A 17080-nucleotide genomic window follows, 5' to 3' on the forward strand; every position below is an offset into this window, starting at 1 on the left:
TTATACAAATGTTTCAGTAGCAAACAACCCACCATAAACCGAATCGGATGGCTCGGATTGCCCACTTTGGAATACAAGGGCGAAAATTCTTTCTCAAAATAATTCCAATCTATTTTTTCTGAAAGTAGAACAAGTTCATGCTCGTGGTCAATAAAATCCACCAACATTGGGCGGAATAATTCTGGCTTCTTTTCTGGATTTTTCCCCAACATATTTGCAAGGTTTTAAAGCTCTAAGATACAAATTCTTGCAATAAAAAACAAGCTATTTTAAACCCAAAATACTAATAATCAGTAAATTATAGGTGGTTTAAGGAGAGACTATTTAAAACCATTAATTTTCATCTGTCACGAGATATTCCGGATCTTCCAAAATTGTAACCTTATTATGGAAACTTTTTTAACCTTTTTAATACTCCGTATGATTTTTGTTATATTTGTGTATAAATATTTGTGTAATGGAAGCAATGGATTTCACAAGGGAGCAATTAGCCCAATATATCCTGAATAATGCAAAGGATTCCGTAATCGATAAAATAAAAGCACTTTTGGAAAAAGAGGACGAAACTGTTGCATATACAATAAAAGGACAGCCTTTAACGAAAAAAGAATACACTTCGCATATTGAAACGATCAGCCAAAAAATAGATGATGGAGCAAAAACTTTTACTTCTCAAGAAGTGAAAGAGTATGTGATGAACAGAAAGGCAAGATTAGGATAGGATGATACAAAAAGTTGAATGGTCAGAAGAAGCTAAAGAATCTTTAGCTGATATATATGACTATATTTTTGAAAGCAGCCCACAAAATGCATAATATGTAATTGAGACTTTGTTAGATTTGGGAAATACATTAAAGGATTCAAGATTCGATTATTCCAAGGATTTAATAATTAATAGTGACAGGTTTAGATTTATTCCTAAATGGAGTTATAAGATTATTTACGAAAGAAAAAATAATGAAGTGAGAATAATTGACGTTTTCGGAACCAAGCAAAATCCTGAAATTTTAAAGAAATACAAATAGCTTTAGTGAATGAAATCAAACAAAGATTTCATCAAATAAAACAAACACCGCTTTTCAAGAAGAGCGGTATTTTTTGTGTATTTAAAACCATTAATTTTTATCTGTCACGAGATATTCCGGATCTTCCAAAATATTAACTTCAATGATGGCTTCTGCATTTTTCAGCAAAGCGATGCAATCTGCGCTGAGGTGTTGCAACCGAACCATCTTCCCAGCTTGGTGATAGCGGTGGGTAATGGCGTTGAGTGCTTCTATTGCTGACATATCTACCACGCGGCTTTCTGCAAAATCGATGATTACTTCTTCTGGATCATTGGCAACATCAAATTTTTCTGCAAACCCTGTTACCGATCCGAAAAACAAAGGCCCATAAATAGCGTAATGTTTCACGCCGTTTTCATCGAGATGTTTTCTGGCACGAATTCTCTTCGCATTATCCCAAGCGAAAACCAATGCGGAAATAATCACTCCAATTAAAACCGCCAATGCAAGATTGTGAAGAAAAACAGTCACCAGCATCACTACGATCATTACAAAAATATCCGATTTGGGCATCCTTTTGAAAATTCTCAAACTCGCCCATTCAAAAGTACCTACAGCAACCATTATCATCACTCCGGTGAGGGCAGCCATCGGGAGTTTTCCGATTACGGGAGCGCCTACCAGTATAATCATTAAAATCGTTAGAGCAGCGATAATGCCAGATAATCTTGCCCTCGCTCCGGCAGAAAGATTTACCAAAGTTTGTGCAATCATCGGGCAACCGCCCATCCCGAAAAAGAATCCGTTCAATATATTGGCGCCTCCTTGTGCAATACATTCGCGGTTAGAATTTCCTTTGGTCCCCGTGATTTCATCTACAAGATTTAAAGTCAGAAGTCCTTCCGTTAATCCCACCGCCGCCATAATCATTGCATAAGGAAAAATGATTTGCAAAGTCTCCAAATTAAAAGGAATATTCGGAATATGAAAAGGAGGGAGCGAACCATTGATCGAGGCAATATCTTCCACCTGTTTAGTATCGATATTGAAAATCATTACAATGGCAAAAACCACCGCAATAGCGACCAACGATGCCGGAATTTTCTTAGTGATTTTCGGAAGAAGCATCACAATTGAAATCGTCAAGGCAACCAAACCTGCCATCATCAGAAACGGAGTTCCGCTAAGCCATTCAGTCTTTCCATTGATATTTATTTTAAATTGCTCGAGTTGCGACATGAAGATAACGATGGCCAAACCATTCACAAAGCCATACATCACAGGTTGCGGAACCAATCGGATAAATTTTCCCAATTTGAAAAGTCCTACGATAATTTGTAAAACTCCTGCCAAAGCAATCGCTCCGAAAACATATTCCAATCCATGGGATTTCATCAAAGCAATCAACACGTTGACCGTAGCGCCCGCTCCTCCGGAAATCAATCCCGGTCTTCCGCCGAAAACAGCCGTTACCAATCCCATAATAAAAGCACCATACAACCCAACCAAAGGCGGGAAACCCGCTAAAATCGCAAAAGAAAGCGACTCGGGAATCATCGTCATGGCAACCGTGAGGCCGGCAAGGATTTCTGTACGGTAATTCACTTTCTGGGAAAAATCGAAAAGCCTGAAAACATTGTCCATAAATCATATTATCCTGCAAAAGTAGTTGTTTGCTCAGGAAAAGACAACTTGCATTCATCCCGAAAATCTAAAGCCAAGATTTTTTGAATATAAGAATAGATTTTGTTTCCAAGTTGCAAAGACATGAGTCCGAAGATTTTTTGCATCAAGTGACATAATCAGTGTTTTGGTAATGCAAACGAACAGGTATTTATCTTTATTGCTAACCAATATCGAAGTCAGGTACAAATGTATTCTAATTTAGGTTTCCTTCTAGTTAGTTTCGTATTAAATACATTAAAAATAAATAGCAAATGAATAGTTTAAGTATAATGTACATAGACGTACTATAGACTTTATATGGACTTTATATGGACTTACTATGGAGAATCTAAGAATATGACCCGTCTAAAATAGCAATTTGACCCGTCCTAAAATTGGGATTGATCCTCCTTTAAAAGTATGGTTTTGGGGATGAAAGAATGGGTTTTGTTTCAAAAAATAAAAATGAGAATCGTGTGATGGTGCGGATTTCTATTTTTTTTCAAATGAATTTGAACGTTTTTAGCCCAAAAAAGCAGCGAAAAATTGCTGCTTTACAACTAAAATTTAAAGAATGATGATGGTTATTTCAGTTTTCCTTCGATTAAATCGCGGTCTCCTTTACCGAAAACAAATCCTCCTTGGTGTTCCCAGAAATAGTTTCCATCTTTGTCTTGATATTTTGCACCGCTTCCGCTTACCACATTTTTCATATCGTAAGTTTTTCCGGTAGTTTCGTTTTTCACGGCAGCGGTACCTTTTTCGGCATCGTAAATTACGCTGAATTCGGTTTTTTTGTCGTTGCTGATGTAGTGGTACACTTCGCCGGTAGTGGTTTTTGTGGTCACGGTTTTGTCGGCGGTGGTTACTTTTTCGGTGTGTGCGATTGCGGTGGCAGAGTCTACCGGAGTTACTGTGGTGGTAATGGTAGTTTCTGGATTAGCGATTTCGGTGTTTTGGGTGGTGATGGTTCCGGTTTCTTGTTTTTTTTCACAAGCGGTAGCAATCAGCGCGAGAGAGGCTGCAAATAATAATTTTTTCATTGTGTATATTTTTTTTCAGTTCGTAACAAATTGTGTTCCATTTTAACCTTTAATAAAAGAAAAATTGAATATTTATTGCTTGTTTTTTTTAATTTTCAATGAAATAATTAAAGCGAATTTTGAAGTTGTTTTTTAGGATAATAAATTGCCATAATTGTTTTAATTTCTCAATAATTTCCCTATTTTTGACCAATGGAAAATTTCGTTGTTTCAGCAAGAAAATACCGTCCACAAGAGTTTGATACTGTTGTGGGGCAATCTCATATTACCGATACGCTGGAACATGCCATTGAAGAAAATCAATTGGCTCAAGCGTTGTTGTTCTGCGGTCCGAGAGGAGTTGGGAAAACTACCTGCGCCAGAATTCTTGCAAGAAAGATCAACGAGAAAGACGGGTCCACTTCCGAAGATGGTTTTGCATACAATATTTTCGAACTTGATGCCGCGTCGAATAACTCCGTGGAAGATATTCGGGATTTGACGGATCAGGTGCGTTTTGCGCCACAAGTAGGGAAGTATAAAATTTATATCATTGATGAGGTTCACATGCTTTCCTCAGCAGCTTTCAATGCGTTTTTGAAAACTTTGGAAGAACCTCCGGCTCACGCAATTTTCATCCTTGCTACTACCGAGAAACACAAGATTATTCCTACGATTTTGTCGAGATGTCAGATTTATGATTTCAAAAGAATCACCATTGACGATATCCAGAATCATTTGAAAAGTATCGCTGCTAAAGAAGGAATTTCCTACGAAGATGATGCGCTTTACTTGATCGCTCAAAAAGCGGATGGTGCGCTTCGGGATGCTCTTTCGATTTTCGACCGACTTTCTACCTTTACCCAGAAAAATATCACTTTGGCGAAAGCAGCCGAAGTTTTGAATATTTTAGATTACGATCAATATCTCAATATCGTTGATATCGCTCATGAAAACAGAATTTCCGATGTTTTGTTTGCCTTCAACGAAATTGTGAAAAAAGGTTTTGATCCGCATATTTTCATTGCCGGACTTGGGAATCATTTTAGAGATTTGATGATGGCGCAGAATCCCGTGACTTTAAGTTTAATAGAAGTTGGAGAAAAAACAAAAGCCAAATTTGCCGACCAAAGCAAAAAATGGAATGCCCAACAATTGATCGATGCGATCGAAATCTGCAACCATGCAGACATCAATTATAAAAACTCCAAGAATCCAAGGCTTACCGTAGAAATTGCTTTGATGCAACTCTCATCCATCACTGCCAACGGCTCGGAAGTAAAAAAAAAAAGTATCTGATCTTAGCGCCGCTTCTTAGAACAGAATCCGTACCTAAACCGCTTTCTGAAGCTCCTAAAATAAAAGTTTCCGAAGAGTTTCCGAAGGAAAGTGTTCCAAAAATTCAGAAAACAGCCGAACCGATTGCGCAAAAAAATATTCAGCCGAAATATAGCATTTTTGCAGCTTTAAATCCTGCTGAAAAGGAAAAAGAGCAATTGAAAAGCGACGCCAAGGAGGAGTTGCCGAGCAACCATTTCACCGAAACCGACTTGCATAATGAATGGAATAAGTTTTTGGTCGAAATGCAAAGTGAGGACATTATTGTTTACAATGCAATCAGTTCTTTTAAACTCCGGAAAAAAGATGAAAATACCGTTGAAATCACCTATCCATCAGAATCTGCAAAAAGCGAATTCGAAAAGGTGAGAGGGGATTTTTTCAATCATTTCATGCATAAAGTCAGTCATTTCAATATCGTAATCGAATATAAAAATGATATAACCTTAAAAAAAGAAATCGTTACCAAACGAAAGATTTTTGATAAATTTGCTGAGTTAAATCCTGTTTTGAAGGATTTAGACGATATATTTAAGTTTGACCTCAATTAAAATTACCATAAGCCAACGAAATTTTGGCTTCCCTTTTTAGAATGAATTTAAAAGATTTAGAAAACAACTGGGTAAAAGATTTTCCTAGCCCATTGATTATTGCAGGACCATGTAGTGCGGAAAGTGAATCTCAAATGCTGGAAACAGCGAGAAGAATAAAAGAAACCAATGCAGAAGTTCCTATTTTCCGTGCAGGAATCTGGAAACCAAGAACTAAACCCAACGGATTTGAAGGTGTTGGTGTTATTGGTCTTAATTGGTTGAAAAAAGTAAAAGCAGAATACGGTTTCAAAACCGCTACCGAAGTTGCCAATGCGCATCACGTAGCTGCTGCCTTAGAAGCTGATGTAGATATTTTGTGGATTGGTGCGAGATCTACCGTGAATCCTTTTACCGTCCAAGAAATCGCAGAAGCTTTGAAAGGAACCGACAAACCGGTTTTTGTGAAGAATCCTGTGAATCCCGATTTAGCTTTGTGGATTGGAGCATTGGAAAGGCTTTTAGGACAAGATGTGATAAATCTGGGCGTTATTCACCGTGGATTTTCTACTTACCAGAAAACAAAATATAGAAATATCCCGAACTGGCAAATCGCTTTGGATTTCAAAAATCAATATCCGAATATTCCGATGTTGGTAGATCCATCGCATATTTGTGGGAATAGAACCGGTTTGGCAGGAATTGCTCAGGAAGCACTCAACGTTGGTTATCAAGGGATGATTATTGAAAGTCATTGTACTCCGGATGAAGCTTGGAGCGACGCTTCACAGCAAATTACTCCTGAAGTTTTGGCTGATTTAATCAACAATTTGCAGATCAGAAATTCCGATATTTCAGCATTTGATGACGAAATGGGAAGACACCGAACTTTAATTTCGGATCTCGACTTTAATTTAATTGAGCTTTTATCCCAACGTATGAAGATTTCTGAGAAAATCGGAACTTTAAAAAAGGAAAACAACATCGCGATTTTTCAACCTGAGCGATGGAAAGTGATCACAGAATACGCAAGCCAAAAAGCGGATGAAACAGGAATGTCGCAAGAATTCATTGAAAAAGTTTTCAAAGCGATTCATGAAGAATCAATCGAGATTCAGAATAATATTTAACGGATGAGCGACTTTAAATTATTGAGTGATGTATTATTGGAAGCGTTCACCAAAGAACTTAGCGACCAACTGCTCTATTCAATAAATGAAGCCGGTGATACTGAAATTGAAGTAGATTATTTTGATTTTTATAATGCCGTGTCCTCTGTTTTCTCCTCTAAAATAGAGGGCGAAGACATTGAGCTCGACAGTTTTTTCAAACATAAATTCCTAAAAGTTGAATTTAATCCCGATTACACAGCACGTGCCAATGATTTGTTTGCTGCTTATGAATTGATGAAAACTCAGGAGTTGAATCTTAATAATTTCCTGAATGCACACGCTATCATTACCAAAAATATACTGCCTAAATCCCAGCAGGGTTTACTGCGGAATTCCCCAATGGTAGTAATGAATGGAGAGGGCAAGATTGAATATGTTGCTACAGATCCCAGCCTTGTAAAAAGTGAAATAAACAAACTCTTTCATGATATAGACATGCTTTTATCTATGGATTTGGATGAGTATGAAGTGTTGTACTACAGTGCTCAGATCCACTTCTGGTTTGTGAAAATACATCCTTTTTATGATGGTAACGGTAGAGCAGGAAGGCTGTTGGAAAAGTGGTTTTTAGTATCTCATTTTAAAGAAAAAGGATTTGCTCTTCAGACCGAAAAAAGCTATTACCAAAATCTTCAGGCCTATTATAAAAACCTGAGAATATCAGGATATGAATATGAAGACACTGATTTCTCAAAAGCTATAAATTTCATGCTAATGTCGTCAAACGCAATAATCGATAACAACAAATGAAAGGGCTCATCACCAAATCCACAGGAAGTTGGTACCAGGTTTTGGAACAAGAAACCGGGCGATTTTTTGAGGCGAGAATCCGTGGTAAGTTTAAACTCATTAAAACGAGGTTAACCAATCCTTTGGCAGTAGGCGATAGGGTAGAATTCTCTTTGGAGCAGGACGAAGTTGCGTGGATTACCAAAATCGAACCCAGAAAGAATTACCTGATCCGAAAATCGGTAAATCTCTCAAAAGAAGCGCATATTATCGCGTCAAATATCGATGTGGCTTGTTTTATTTTTACGCTGAAACATCCGGAAACTTCGCTGGGCTTCCTTGATCGATTTTTGGCGTGTTGCGAAGCTTATAATATTAAGCCGCTCATTTTGTTCAATAAAATGGATATGTTGAATGAAGATGAGAAAGATTTTGTGGCCAGTTTTCGGGCTTTGTATGAACATATTGGCTACGAAACGCTGGAGATTTCGTCCTATTCCAAAATGAATCTTGAGCTTCTCACGCAAACCATAAAAGATAAAGTATCTGTATTTTTTGGTCACTCGGGAAGTGGCAAATCGACTTTGGTGAATGCGATGCAACCGGATTTGAATATCAAAACATCAGAAATTTCTGTATCCCAGCTGAAAGGAAAACATACAACCACTTTTGCACAAATGCATTTTTGGGATTTCGGTGGCAGTGTAATCGATACACCCGGAGTTCGGGAATTTGCGATGATTGATGTTCAGAAAGAAGAAATTCAGCATTATTTCCCTGAAATATTCAGAATCGGAAGAGATTGCAAGTTCCACAATTGCATGCATTTGAATGAACCCAAATGTGCAGTTTTGGCCAATATCGAAACCGGCGAAATCGAGGAAACCCGTTATCTCACGTATTTGAAACTCATGGAAGAAGCAGAAGAAAACTCTGCTTTATAAAAATAAAAAACCCAGCCGAAGCTGGGTAAAAACTAATAACCATGAAAACTCAAATTAAACATGAGAATCTAGAAATAAATTACAATTTCCGTGCCAAATAAATTCAGCTACTCGTCATGAGAATTTTCGGTGCAAATATAAGAACTTTTTTGTACTTTTGCGCCATATTAAAACAAGATTTATGTCAAGTAAAATTACATTCACGATGATCAAACCGGATGCAGTTGCAGATGGTCACATTGGTGCTATTTTAGGAAAAATTGCTGAAGGAGGTTTCAAAATCAAAGCTTTGAAATTAACTCAACTTACTGTAGCAGATGCTCAAAAATTCTATGCAGTACACGCTGAAAGACCTTTCTATGGCGAGTTGGTAGATTTTATGTCTTCCGGACCAATCGTAGCAGCGGTTTTAGAAAAAGACAATGCTGTTGAAGATTTCCGTACGTTAATTGGGGCTACAAATCCTGCTGAAGCTGCTGAAGGAACCATCAGAAAAATTTTTGCAAGAAGCATCGGCGAAAACGCAGTACACGGATCAGATTCTGATGAAAATGCTTTAATCGAAGCACAATTTCACTTCTCTGGAAGAGAGATTTTCTAATTAAGAATTCATCTTATTATCATAAAAGTTCGGAAGTTTTTTCCGGACTTTTTTATTTATATTTGATGAAAATTACAAGATGAAAAAGTTTTTTATTGGGGTTGTTTTAGGGTTATTTTTCTTGATAACACCATCTGCTTTTGCGCAAACCCAAATCGATAGTTTAAAAACCGTTGAAAACCCATTGAATACTGAGAAAAATTTGCAGTTTGGATTGGGATTCGGGTTGAATTTTGTGGGCGGAACAAGTGTTTCACTTTCACCGAATTTAACTTATAGATTGAATGACAAAATGTCTGCCGGTGCGGGATTGCTCTTTAATTACAATGCAGTGAAAGATTTACAAACCACGACAACGATTGGTGCCAATGCGATTTTTAATTATTATCCAGTCGAGAAACTCCTTACCACAGCGGAATTTGCGGAAATGCATGTGAACAGAAATAATAAAGTAACCAGCGTCAAAGATGATTTCTGGGATTCGGCGCTCTTTTTGGGAGTTGGATATCAACTGACACCGAAAATTTCGGTTGGAGGAAAATATAATTTGCTCTACGATAAAGATAAAAGTGTTTACAGCAGCCCGTTTGTACCGTTTGTGAATATTAGTTTTTAAAAGAAAATTCCAAAAAATATTTTGGGATTGTTTTCTATCGAAAGTCATCAATATCAGTTGAAGCATCAGTTCTGCTGATAAAATGGGTGCTTCCGTGTTTCTTTTTAATTTTATTTGCCCAGAAAACTCCCAAGCCAACACCTATTGCAATAATAAATACTAAAAGAAAAGCCCCTGTAGCTTTGTCTTCCATCGAAAGGTAAATTGCAACTCCTATAATTGCGCAAAGAATGGCAGGAGAAAGAACAATTTTAATCCAATTAATCCATTCTATGACGTTTTCAAATGCAGAAGGTTTTTCCATGAAGGTTTTTATAATCAAATACGAAAAAACAGTGTCGGAAGTTACATTTTAAATGACCAAAATTCCTAATCAGGAAAAGTGTTTTTCCTGCTCTCTTTTCACGAAAATAAGGCAATTCAAATTTGAATTGCCTTATTTTATTTTTTATATTTTCAAAAGTTCTATCGTTTTTTCAGGATTTTCTGAGGAAAAAACGGCATTTCCGGCGACCAGAACATCGGCTCCGGCTTCGAAAAGTTTTGAAGCATTATCTAGATTTACACCTCCGTCAATTTGAATTAAAGCGGTGGAATTGTTGGAAAGTATCAAGTCCTTGGTTTCTGCGATTTTTTTGTAGGTGTTTTCAATGAATTTCTGTCCGCCAAAACCTGGATTTACACTCATTAATAATACCAAATCTACTTCTGCGATGATGTCTTCCAACATCAAAACCGGGGTTGATGGATTCAAAACCACACCAGCTTTTGCACCTTTGTCTTGAATGAAATTAATCGTTCTGTGAAGATGGGTACATGCTTCATAATGCACGGAAACCAAATCCGCGCCCATGTTGATAAATTCTTCCACGTATTTTTCAGGTTCTACAATCATTAAATGGACATCAACAAATTTCTTCGCATGTTGCCGAATGGTTTTCATCACCGGAAATCCGAAGGAAATGTTGGGAACAAATCTTCCGTCCATTACATCAACATGTAACCAATCGGCTTGTGAATTGTTCAGCATTTCGATGTCGCGTTGCAGATTCCCGAAGTCTGCGGATAATAGGGAAGGAGCGATGAGCTTAGTTTTCATTTTTTTTCTATTAGATGTTAGATTCAAGAGCCAAGAACCAAGATTTGAGATTCAAGATTTTGGATTGGGGGTTTTATTTAAATTATTATTTTTAAAAGAATAAATCATTTTCTGAATTTCAGTAAGTTGCTGTAAAAGTTGATTGGTTTTATCTTCAGATAGAAGATTCAATTCCTTAACTAAAATCAATTGAGTTTGCAATTCAAAAGCAGAGCCTAAAGCAATGGCAAGAAAGTGACTGAATTCCTTATCGCTATTTCTCCCAGATCCTTCAGCGATATTCGAAGGAATGGAAATAGCTGATCTTTTGATTTGCGATATTAAACCGAATTTTTCGTCAGCATTAATTTCTTGACAGAAAATATAAATCTGTTTCGTTAGTAACATAGATTTTTGCCAAAAAATTAGTTTTTCAAAATGATGCATTACTTTCAATGTTAAAATATTATCATCTCAAATCTAGACTCTTGAATCTTGATTCTTGGTTCTAGACTCTTGATTCTTGATTCTTGGTTCTTGCCTCTTTGTTCTTGCCTCCTTTAATGATACTTCAATTTCATATCAGGTTTTATCTTCAACAATGTTTCATAGATCAATTGAATTACATTGCCAACATCTTCTTTGGAAACCATTTCTACTGTGGTGTGCATATATCTTAAAGGTAAAGAAATCAATGCTGATGGAACTCCGCCGTTGGAATGCGCAAATGCATCGGTATCGGTTCCGGTTGCTCTACTTGCAGCGGCTCTTTGGAAAGGGATTTTCTTGGTTTTTGCGGTATCTATAATCAGTTCGCGAATAAGGTGATGAACACTTGGTGCGAAGAAAACAACCGGTCCATTACCACATTTTTGGTCGCCTTCTTTTTTCTTTTCGATCATCGGAGTAGAGGTGTCATGCGTTACATCTGTCACAATGGCAATGTTTGGTTTGATGGTATCTGCAATCATATCAGCACCGTATAAACCGACTTCTTCCTGCACGGAATTGGTAATGTACAAACCGAAAGGCAGTTTCTTTTTGTTTTCTTTTAAAAGTCGGGCAACTTCGGCAATCATAAATCCGCCGATCCTGTTGTCCAGAGCGCGACAAACAAAATAGAGGTCGTTCAGTTCAAAAAACTCGTCAGGATAAGTGATCATCGCGCCTACGAAAATTCCTAATTCTTCCACTTCTTTTTTGTTGGTTGCGCCACAATCGATAAAAATATTTTCGAGTTTCGGAACAGGTTCGTTGGAATTTACCCCTCTCGTATGGATTGCAGGCCAGCCAAAAACACCTTTTACAATGCCTTTTTCGCCATGAATATGAACTACTTTGGAAGGAGCAATCATTTGATCGGAACCACCGTTTCGGATGACATAAATTAAGCCATCATCGGTAATGTAATTCACATACCAAGAAATTTCGTCGGCGTGCGCTTCGATGACCACTTTGAATTCAGCTTCCGGATTGATGATTCCGTAGCAAGTTCCGTAGTGATCTATTTCTATTTTGTCCACATACGGTTTGATGTAGTTCATCCAGACTTTTTGCCCGTTGTGTTCGTAACCAGTTGGACTTGCAGTGTTTAGATATTCTTCTAAAAATTTAAAAGATTTTTTTTCAAATTTCATATTAAAAAGGAATGAATTTTGTTATTGATATTTAATTTTATAGGAAGTAAAAGTAATGAAATTTAACAAAATAATCGTCATATTTCTTTTGTTTTCGGGGGGTATTACCTATGCTCAGCAAGACACACTATTCGCACCGAAACCTCTAAGCCAATATCCGCAGGAGCTTTTGAAAACGGATGAATTTGGAAATAAATATTACTACGACGAAGCGCAAAAAGCCAAAATATACGAAATCAATGGGGAGAATGTAGTGGTGATGGATGAGTTGATCTTATTAAATAAACCTAGATTTAATAACCAACTGGATCAGAATTATTATTATTTTCTTAATAAAAAACTGAACCGCGTTTATCCATTGTTTTTAACCGCTTTAAGCCAATATCAAGGCATTCAGAACGATTTAAAGAATTTGGATAAAAGTTCTCAGCGCAAGTATGTAGATCAGAAACAAAAAGCCCTTGCTGATCAATATGAAAAACAATTAAGAGATTTAACGACCACAGAAGGAAAAGTTTTTGCCAAATTGATGAATCGCGCCACCGGAAAAACGGTTTTCGAAATCATCAAAGAGCTGCGTGGCGGTTGGAGTGCCTTCTGGTGGAATGTAAAGGGAAATATAGCGGATGTCGACCTTAAGGAACCTTACGATCCGCATAAAAACAGATCCGACGAATTTGTGGAATCGTTGCTTCAAAGCAATTGGAATGCGGGTTATTTTCAGCCATATCCAGGTTATCAGAATTTTAAAATCAAGAAATAATTTATGAGAAAATTTTTATTAAACTTAGTACTTATAATTCCGGTATTAAGTTTTAATTTGGCATACTCCTACGGGGTTACCGGTCACCGAGTTGTTGCGGAAATCGCTGAAAACCACCTTTCGGGGAAAGCGAAAAGACATCTGAAGAAAATCATCGGAGACCAAAAACTGGCGTATTGGGCAAACTGGCCGGATTTTATTAAGTCGGATACTACCGGAGTTTGGAAACAAACCGATCGTTGGCATTATGTAAACATCAATCCGCAACCTAATTTCAAAATGTTTTCTGATAGTTTGCAGGCACAAGCCGGACCTAATTTATATACCCAGATTAAAACACTTTCAGAGCAAATTAAAGACAAAAAAACCGTTGCCAAAGATCGGGAAATTGCATTACGATTCTTAATTCATTTGGTAGGAGATTCTTCACAACCACTTCATGTTGGAAGAGCTGAAGATTTGGGTGGAAACAAAGTGAAAATAAAATTCTTTGGCGAAAACACCAATTTGCATACGCTGTGGGATACCAAATTGATTGATTTTCAAAAATATAGCTACACAGAATATGCAAGTTTACTGGATGTGAAATCCAAAGAAGAAGTGAAGCAAATACAATCCGGAACACTAGAGGATTGGTTGTACGATAGCCACCAAAATGCTAATAGAATTTATGCTAATACTTTGATGGATGGTTCGTATTCTTATGATTACAACTATAAATTTACAGATTTAATGGAGCGTCAATTGCTTTATGGAGGCTTGAGATTGGCGAAAATATTGAACGAAATTTTATAGAAATCTTTTTTTCAGTTTTTCGAAAACAATTTTATCAATAGGTAAAGGAAATGGATTTTCATCGGTATCGATGGGAATCCATTCTGTTTTTTCGATGCAAGGATCCATGATTAGAAATTCGTTTTCATCGATAATTTCGACGAGATAATAGACTGTCAAAAGTTGCTCATTATTTCGAAAACGAGAAATCAAAAATTCCTCCTGCGTATAAAGATGACCGAGAACATTAATTTTCACATTCAGCTCCTCCTCAAATTCCCGATGCAAGCAATCTTTTAATCCTTCACCGAATTCCAGGCCTCCACCGGGAAGTTTCATCAGTTGTTCACCGGCGTATTCTTCATGTAGGACCAAAACTTTTTTGTCTTTCACAGCGGCTGCATAAACTCGGATGTTGAACTTGTCGATCATAATAGATTGTCTTAATGGATTACCACAAAGTTACTAAAAACCCTCATTCAATTTCACAGCATTAATCATTTCCCGTTTTCCCGGAGGCCCGGCTTTTTTTTCTATTTTAAAATTGAGTTCCTGCAAAATCCTTCTTACACTGCCTTTGGAGGAATACGTTGTGAGTAAACCACCGACTTCCATTTTATCGGAAACCATTTCAAACAAAGGTTTTTCCCATAAATCAGGCTGAACTCTCGCACCAAAACAGTCGTAATAAACAAGGTTAATTTTTGGTAAATCAAGGTTTTTTAGTTCAAAAAAATCCGTATTGTATTTGGTGAAGAAGAAATTTGGAAGAATTTCTGTGGTTTTATTCCATTCGCAAGCGTGAATTTGACGGTAATATTCTTTCATTTTTGGATTTTCGAAGAAAGAATCGTAGCCTAGCTCATCAATTTCCGAATTGTTTACAGGATATTTTTCAATTGTAAAGAATTTGATGATATGATTTTTGTCAGTTTTTAAAAACTCATCAATTGTTACCAAAACGTTAAGTCCTGTTCCAAAACCGAGTTCTAAAATATTAATATCGCAAAAATAAACCAAATTAAATCCATTTTTTATAAACACATGTATCGCTTCCTGTAACGCTCCGTGATGCGAGTGGTAGTTTTCATTTAAATCTTTGATATATAGTGTTTTACTCCCGTCGGAAGTGGTTTTTATTTCGCGGTTCATCTTTATTTTTTTTCAAAATTAAATCAAAATTTTGATATTTAAAAAATTATATTAAATTTGTAGAACATCAACTAAAATTTTTAAAATGATAATTCAAAAATCTACAAATCCGAGAATTTCTACATTCGACCCCGATAATTTTTCCTTTGGAAATACATTTATCGATCACATGGTAATTTGCGAATATGAAAACGGTAAATGGGGCGATGTGAAGGTAATGCCTTATGGTGGATTGCCTTTTTCACCAGCAATGATGGGTGTAAATTATGGTCAGGCGTGTTTCGAAGGAATGAAAGCCTACAAAGATCCTAATGGAGACGTTTTCCTTTTCAGGCCGGAAAAGAATTTTGAAAGAATCAATAAATCAGCAAAGCGACTTGCAATGCCTGAAGTTACCGAAGAAATGTTTCTAGACGGGCTGAAAGCTTTGGTAGATATCGATAGAGCGTGGATCCCGCAAGGAGAAGGAATGTCGCTTTATATTCGTCCGCTTATTTTCGCTACTGAAGAAGCGTTAAAAGCTAGAATTTCCAACAAATATATGTTTGCTATCGTTGCAACTCCGGCGAAAAGCTATTATACAGAACCGGTTTCTGTTTTGATTTCTGATTTCTATTCAAGATCAGCAAACGGAGGAGTAGGATCTGCAAAGGCAGCAGGAAATTATGCAGCGTCATTTTACCCAACTCAGCTTGCGATAGAACAAGGTTATGAGCAAATCATCTGGACGGATGATGCGACCCACGAATATTTCGAAGAAAGTGGTACGATGAATGTTTTTGTGAGGATTAACGATACGATTTATACGCCTCCAACTTCCGAGAAAATATTGGACGGAGTTACCCGCGACAGTTTCATTCAGCTTGCGAAAAAAAGAGGAATTGAAGTGAAAGTAGAGCCGATTGCGGTAAAAACAGTTATTGAAGCTCAGAAAAATGGTACATTAAAAGAAGTTTGGGGAGTGGGAACAGCTGTTGTAACAAGTGTTTTCCAAGCTTTGGGATATAAAGGTGAAAAACTGATGTTGCCATCGCTTCCTGCTGAAGAAAGTTTTGCTTTAGCATTGCAAAAAGATTTGGTTAATATTCAAACCAATCATGCTGAAGATCCTTTCGGATGGAGGGTTTTGGTAGAAAAAAAAATCATGGAAACTGCATAAGTTTTTTTTTAAATACAATCTGAAAATCCGGGAAATTTCAATCCCGGTTTTTTTGTTTTACTATGTGGTGCGAAATGCTTATTTTCGCAAAAGTTTTATATGAAAAAAAGTATTTTAGTTCCACTGCTGTTTATAATTTCCTGTGCTCAAAATACACAGACGCATCCTCCTGTAGGCGGTTTTCTAAGCGAAAATGATTTGAATACTTCCAAAAACAGAGCGAAAAATCTTAACGAAACCGAAAGAATACAAATTCAGGATTGGATTGCCAATCAGCAGGAAAAATTTTTTCCAATGAGTTTAAATTATTGGGTAAATGTTGAAAATCTTCAGCAGAATCCAAAAAAAAATGATGGCGAAAGCATTTCCTACCAATATGAATTGTATGATTTCGACTATGTAAAACTTTATGATGCTCCCAAGAAAAATATCAACGTGCAATTCGGTCGTTTCGAAGAACTGAAAGCAGTAGAAGATGTGCTCAGATATATGAAGAAAGGCCAGGAAGCAACGATTTTGGTGCCTTCCGTATTGGCTTTCGGCACGTATGGTGATAATGATAAAATCCCGAACGATATGCCTTTGATCATCAAAATAAAAATATATTAAAAAAAAATTTATGAATATCCGTAATTTATCATAATTTTTGTATATTTGTAGTAATCAAACAATTAGATATGAATTTATTCAGTTTTTCAGCACATTTTGGGACAGAAGATGATTGTATAAATCATTTTAAATCTGAGAGAGATAAAATAGGACTCACGTGCAAATGTGGAAGCACAGAACATTTTTGGATAAAGAGCAGATTAAGTTATGAATGCAAAAAATGCAGAAGTCGAACTTCTTTGAAAAGCGGAACCATCATGAAAAATTCGAATTTGTCTTTTCTA

The 17080-nt window shown here is 36.7% G+C and carries 20 protein-coding genes and 2 pseudogenes; 13 read left to right on the forward strand and 9 right to left on the reverse strand.

What is annotated here, in order from left to right:
- Window positions 1-212, reverse strand: a pseudogene (locus AP75_RS12565) (IS5/IS1182 family transposase); the annotation flags it as partial.
- Window positions 213-457: 245 nt separating this feature from the next.
- Between AP75_RS12565 and AP75_RS12570 the strand changes: the two are divergent.
- Window positions 458-721 carry a hypothetical protein gene (locus AP75_RS12570; RefSeq protein ID WP_031501689.1) on the forward strand — a complete coding sequence of 88 codons (264 nt, stop codon included), beginning with the start codon at window positions 458-460 and terminating at the stop codon, window positions 719-721.
- 394 nt (window positions 722-1115) lie between these two features.
- Here AP75_RS12570 and AP75_RS12580 read toward each other — a convergent pair whose 3' ends face one another.
- Together AP75_RS12580 and AP75_RS12585 are read right to left on the reverse strand one after the other, a co-directional pair.
- On the reverse strand, window positions 1116-2651 hold the full coding sequence (locus AP75_RS12580) for a SulP family inorganic anion transporter (protein ID WP_031501687.1): 1536 nt from the start codon (window positions 2649-2651) through the stop codon (window positions 1116-1118).
- Between the two features lie 605 nt (window positions 2652-3256).
- On the reverse strand, window positions 3257-3715 hold the full coding sequence (locus AP75_RS12585; protein WP_031501686.1) for an MliC family protein: 459 nt from the start codon (window positions 3713-3715) through the stop codon (window positions 3257-3259).
- A gap of 192 nt (window positions 3716-3907) precedes the next feature.
- Between AP75_RS12585 and dnaX the strand changes: the two genes are divergently transcribed.
- The 7 genes from dnaX (at window position 3908) to AP75_RS12620 (ending at window position 9624) form a co-directional block, all read left to right on the forward strand.
- Window positions 3908-4993 carry a DNA polymerase III subunit gamma/tau gene (dnaX, locus tag AP75_RS12590; protein WP_088264898.1) on the forward strand — a complete coding sequence of 362 codons (1086 nt, stop codon included), beginning with the start codon at window positions 3908-3910 and terminating at the stop codon, window positions 4991-4993.
- A 197-nt stretch (window positions 4994-5190) separates the two neighbouring features.
- Window positions 5191-5583, forward strand: coding sequence for a hypothetical protein (locus AP75_RS12595; protein WP_242589835.1), 393 nt, complete (start codon window positions 5191-5193; stop codon window positions 5581-5583).
- Between the two features lie 41 nt (window positions 5584-5624).
- Entirely contained in the window at window positions 5625-6692 is a 1068-nt protein-coding gene (locus AP75_RS12600) for a chorismate mutase (RefSeq protein WP_031502097.1), read from the forward strand.
- A gap of 3 nt (window positions 6693-6695) precedes the next feature.
- A complete protein-coding gene (locus AP75_RS12605; RefSeq protein WP_031502098.1) occupies window positions 6696-7484 on the forward strand; it encodes a Fic family protein in 789 nt (262 codons plus the stop codon).
- Complete coding sequence (rsgA, locus tag AP75_RS12610) at window positions 7481-8407, forward strand: ribosome small subunit-dependent GTPase A (protein WP_088264899.1); 927 nt, start codon at window positions 7481-7483, stop codon at window positions 8405-8407. The genes AP75_RS12605 and rsgA overlap by 4 nt, the downstream gene beginning before the upstream one ends.
- A 181-nt stretch (window positions 8408-8588) precedes the next feature.
- On the forward strand, window positions 8589-9008 hold the full coding sequence (locus AP75_RS12615) for a nucleoside-diphosphate kinase (RefSeq protein WP_031502099.1): 420 nt from the start codon (window positions 8589-8591) through the stop codon (window positions 9006-9008).
- A 79-nt stretch (window positions 9009-9087) separates the two neighbouring features.
- The gene (locus AP75_RS12620) at window positions 9088-9624 is read left to right on the forward strand and encodes a porin family protein (protein WP_051872563.1); all 537 of its coding nucleotides are present in this window, start codon (window positions 9088-9090) and stop codon (window positions 9622-9624) included.
- 34 nt (window positions 9625-9658) lie between these two features.
- Here AP75_RS12620 and AP75_RS12625 read toward each other — a convergent pair whose 3' ends face one another.
- The 4 genes from AP75_RS12625 to AP75_RS12640 all read right to left on the reverse strand — a co-directional run bounded on the left by AP75_RS12625 (window position 9659) and on the right by AP75_RS12640 (window position 12339).
- On the reverse strand, window positions 9659-9928 hold the full coding sequence (locus AP75_RS12625) for a hypothetical protein (RefSeq protein WP_088264900.1): 270 nt from the start codon (window positions 9926-9928) through the stop codon (window positions 9659-9661).
- 144 nt (window positions 9929-10072) lie between these two features.
- Complete coding sequence (rpe, locus tag AP75_RS12630; protein ID WP_088264901.1) at window positions 10073-10723, reverse strand: ribulose-phosphate 3-epimerase; 651 nt, start codon at window positions 10721-10723, stop codon at window positions 10073-10075.
- Window positions 10724-10774: 51 nt separating this feature from the next.
- Entirely contained in the window at window positions 10775-11149 is a 375-nt protein-coding gene (locus tag AP75_RS12635) for a four helix bundle protein (RefSeq protein WP_031502414.1), read from the reverse strand.
- A 113-nt stretch (window positions 11150-11262) separates the two neighbouring features.
- Window positions 11263-12339, reverse strand: a complete 1077-nt coding sequence (locus tag AP75_RS12640; protein ID WP_031502417.1) for a M42 family metallopeptidase — start codon at window positions 12337-12339, stop codon at window positions 11263-11265.
- Between the two features lie 55 nt (window positions 12340-12394).
- Between AP75_RS12640 and AP75_RS12645 the strand changes: the two genes are divergently transcribed.
- Window positions 12395-13102, forward strand: a complete 708-nt coding sequence (locus AP75_RS12645) for a DUF4294 domain-containing protein (RefSeq protein WP_031502419.1) — start codon at window positions 12395-12397, stop codon at window positions 13100-13102.
- 3 nt (window positions 13103-13105) lie between these two features.
- Window positions 13106-13897 carry a S1/P1 nuclease gene (locus AP75_RS12650; RefSeq protein WP_031502421.1) on the forward strand — a complete coding sequence of 264 codons (792 nt, stop codon included), beginning with the start codon at window positions 13106-13108 and terminating at the stop codon, window positions 13895-13897.
- Here AP75_RS12650 and AP75_RS12655 read toward each other — a convergent pair.
- Both AP75_RS12655 and mnmD read right to left on the reverse strand, forming a co-directional pair.
- On the reverse strand, window positions 13892-14308 hold the full coding sequence (locus AP75_RS12655) for an NUDIX domain-containing protein (protein ID WP_031502423.1): 417 nt from the start codon (window positions 14306-14308) through the stop codon (window positions 13892-13894). The two genes, AP75_RS12650 and AP75_RS12655, sit on opposite strands and share 6 nt — an antisense overlap.
- A 33-nt stretch (window positions 14309-14341) precedes the next feature.
- Window positions 14342-15028 carry a tRNA (5-methylaminomethyl-2-thiouridine)(34)-methyltransferase MnmD gene (gene mnmD, locus AP75_RS12660; RefSeq protein WP_031502425.1) on the reverse strand — a complete coding sequence of 229 codons (687 nt, stop codon included), beginning with the start codon at window positions 15026-15028 and terminating at the stop codon, window positions 14342-14344.
- A gap of 85 nt (window positions 15029-15113) precedes the next feature.
- Here mnmD and AP75_RS12665 point away from each other — a divergent pair, with 85 nt between their 5' ends.
- The 3 genes and pseudogenes from AP75_RS12665 to AP75_RS12675 form a co-directional block, all read left to right on the forward strand.
- Window positions 15114-16187 carry a branched-chain amino acid aminotransferase gene (locus tag AP75_RS12665; RefSeq protein ID WP_088264902.1) on the forward strand — a complete coding sequence of 358 codons (1074 nt, stop codon included), beginning with the start codon at window positions 15114-15116 and terminating at the stop codon, window positions 16185-16187.
- A gap of 99 nt (window positions 16188-16286) precedes the next feature.
- Window positions 16287-16796 carry an FKBP-type peptidyl-prolyl cis-trans isomerase gene (locus AP75_RS12670; RefSeq protein WP_088264903.1) on the forward strand — a complete coding sequence of 170 codons (510 nt, stop codon included), beginning with the start codon at window positions 16287-16289 and terminating at the stop codon, window positions 16794-16796.
- 68 nt (window positions 16797-16864) lie between these two features.
- Window positions 16865-17080: pseudogene (locus AP75_RS12675) on the forward strand (IS1595 family transposase); the annotation flags it as partial.

This window comes from Kaistella haifensis DSM 19056, from assembly GCF_000735695.2.
GTDB classification, from domain to species: Bacteria; Bacteroidota; Bacteroidia; order Flavobacteriales; family Weeksellaceae; genus Kaistella; species Kaistella haifensis.

Bases quoted from the DNA above. Each gene is read 5' to 3' on its own strand.
- rpe (WP_088264901.1), bottom strand. From the start codon at position 10,723: ATGAAAACTAAGCTCATCGCTCCTTCCCTATTATCCGCAGACTTCGGG.
- AP75_RS12670 (WP_088264903.1), top strand. From the start codon at position 16,287: ATGAAAAAAAGTATTTTAGTTCCACTGCTGTTTATAATTTCCTGTGCT.
- AP75_RS12615 (WP_031502099.1), top strand. From the start codon at position 8,589: ATGTCAAGTAAAATTACATTCACGATGATCAAACCGGATGCAGTTGCA.
- rsgA (WP_088264899.1), top strand. From the start codon at position 7,481: ATGAAAGGGCTCATCACCAAATCCACAGGAAGTTGGTACCAGGTTTTG.
- AP75_RS12625 (WP_088264900.1), bottom strand. From the start codon at position 9,928: ATGGAAAAACCTTCTGCATTTGAAAACGTCATAGAATGGATTAATTGG.
- AP75_RS12570 (WP_031501689.1), top strand. From the start codon at position 458: ATGGAAGCAATGGATTTCACAAGGGAGCAATTAGCCCAATATATCCTG.
- AP75_RS12580 (WP_031501687.1), bottom strand. From the start codon at position 2,651: ATGGACAATGTTTTCAGGCTTTTCGATTTTTCCCAGAAAGTGAATTAC.
- AP75_RS12640 (WP_031502417.1), bottom strand. From the start codon at position 12,339: ATGAAATTTGAAAAAAAATCTTTTAAATTTTTAGAAGAATATCTAAAC.
- AP75_RS12665 (WP_088264902.1), top strand. From the start codon at position 15,114: ATGATAATTCAAAAATCTACAAATCCGAGAATTTCTACATTCGACCCC.
- AP75_RS12620 (WP_051872563.1), top strand. From the start codon at position 9,088: ATGAAAAAGTTTTTTATTGGGGTTGTTTTAGGGTTATTTTTCTTGATA.
- AP75_RS12605 (WP_031502098.1), top strand. From the start codon at position 6,696: ATGAGCGACTTTAAATTATTGAGTGATGTATTATTGGAAGCGTTCACC.
- AP75_RS12645 (WP_031502419.1), top strand. From the start codon at position 12,395: ATGAAATTTAACAAAATAATCGTCATATTTCTTTTGTTTTCGGGGGGT.
- AP75_RS12655 (WP_031502423.1), bottom strand. From the start codon at position 14,308: ATGATCGACAAGTTCAACATCCGAGTTTATGCAGCCGCTGTGAAAGAC.
- mnmD (WP_031502425.1), bottom strand. From the start codon at position 15,028: ATGAACCGCGAAATAAAAACCACTTCCGACGGGAGTAAAACACTATAT.
- AP75_RS12585 (WP_031501686.1), bottom strand. From the start codon at position 3,715: ATGAAAAAATTATTATTTGCAGCCTCTCTCGCGCTGATTGCTACCGCT.
- AP75_RS12600 (WP_031502097.1), top strand. From the start codon at position 5,625: ATGAATTTAAAAGATTTAGAAAACAACTGGGTAAAAGATTTTCCTAGC.
- AP75_RS12635 (WP_031502414.1), bottom strand. From the start codon at position 11,149: ATGCATCATTTTGAAAAACTAATTTTTTGGCAAAAATCTATGTTACTA.
- dnaX (WP_088264898.1), top strand. From the start codon at position 3,908: ATGGAAAATTTCGTTGTTTCAGCAAGAAAATACCGTCCACAAGAGTTT.
- AP75_RS12650 (WP_031502421.1), top strand. From the start codon at position 13,106: ATGAGAAAATTTTTATTAAACTTAGTACTTATAATTCCGGTATTAAGT.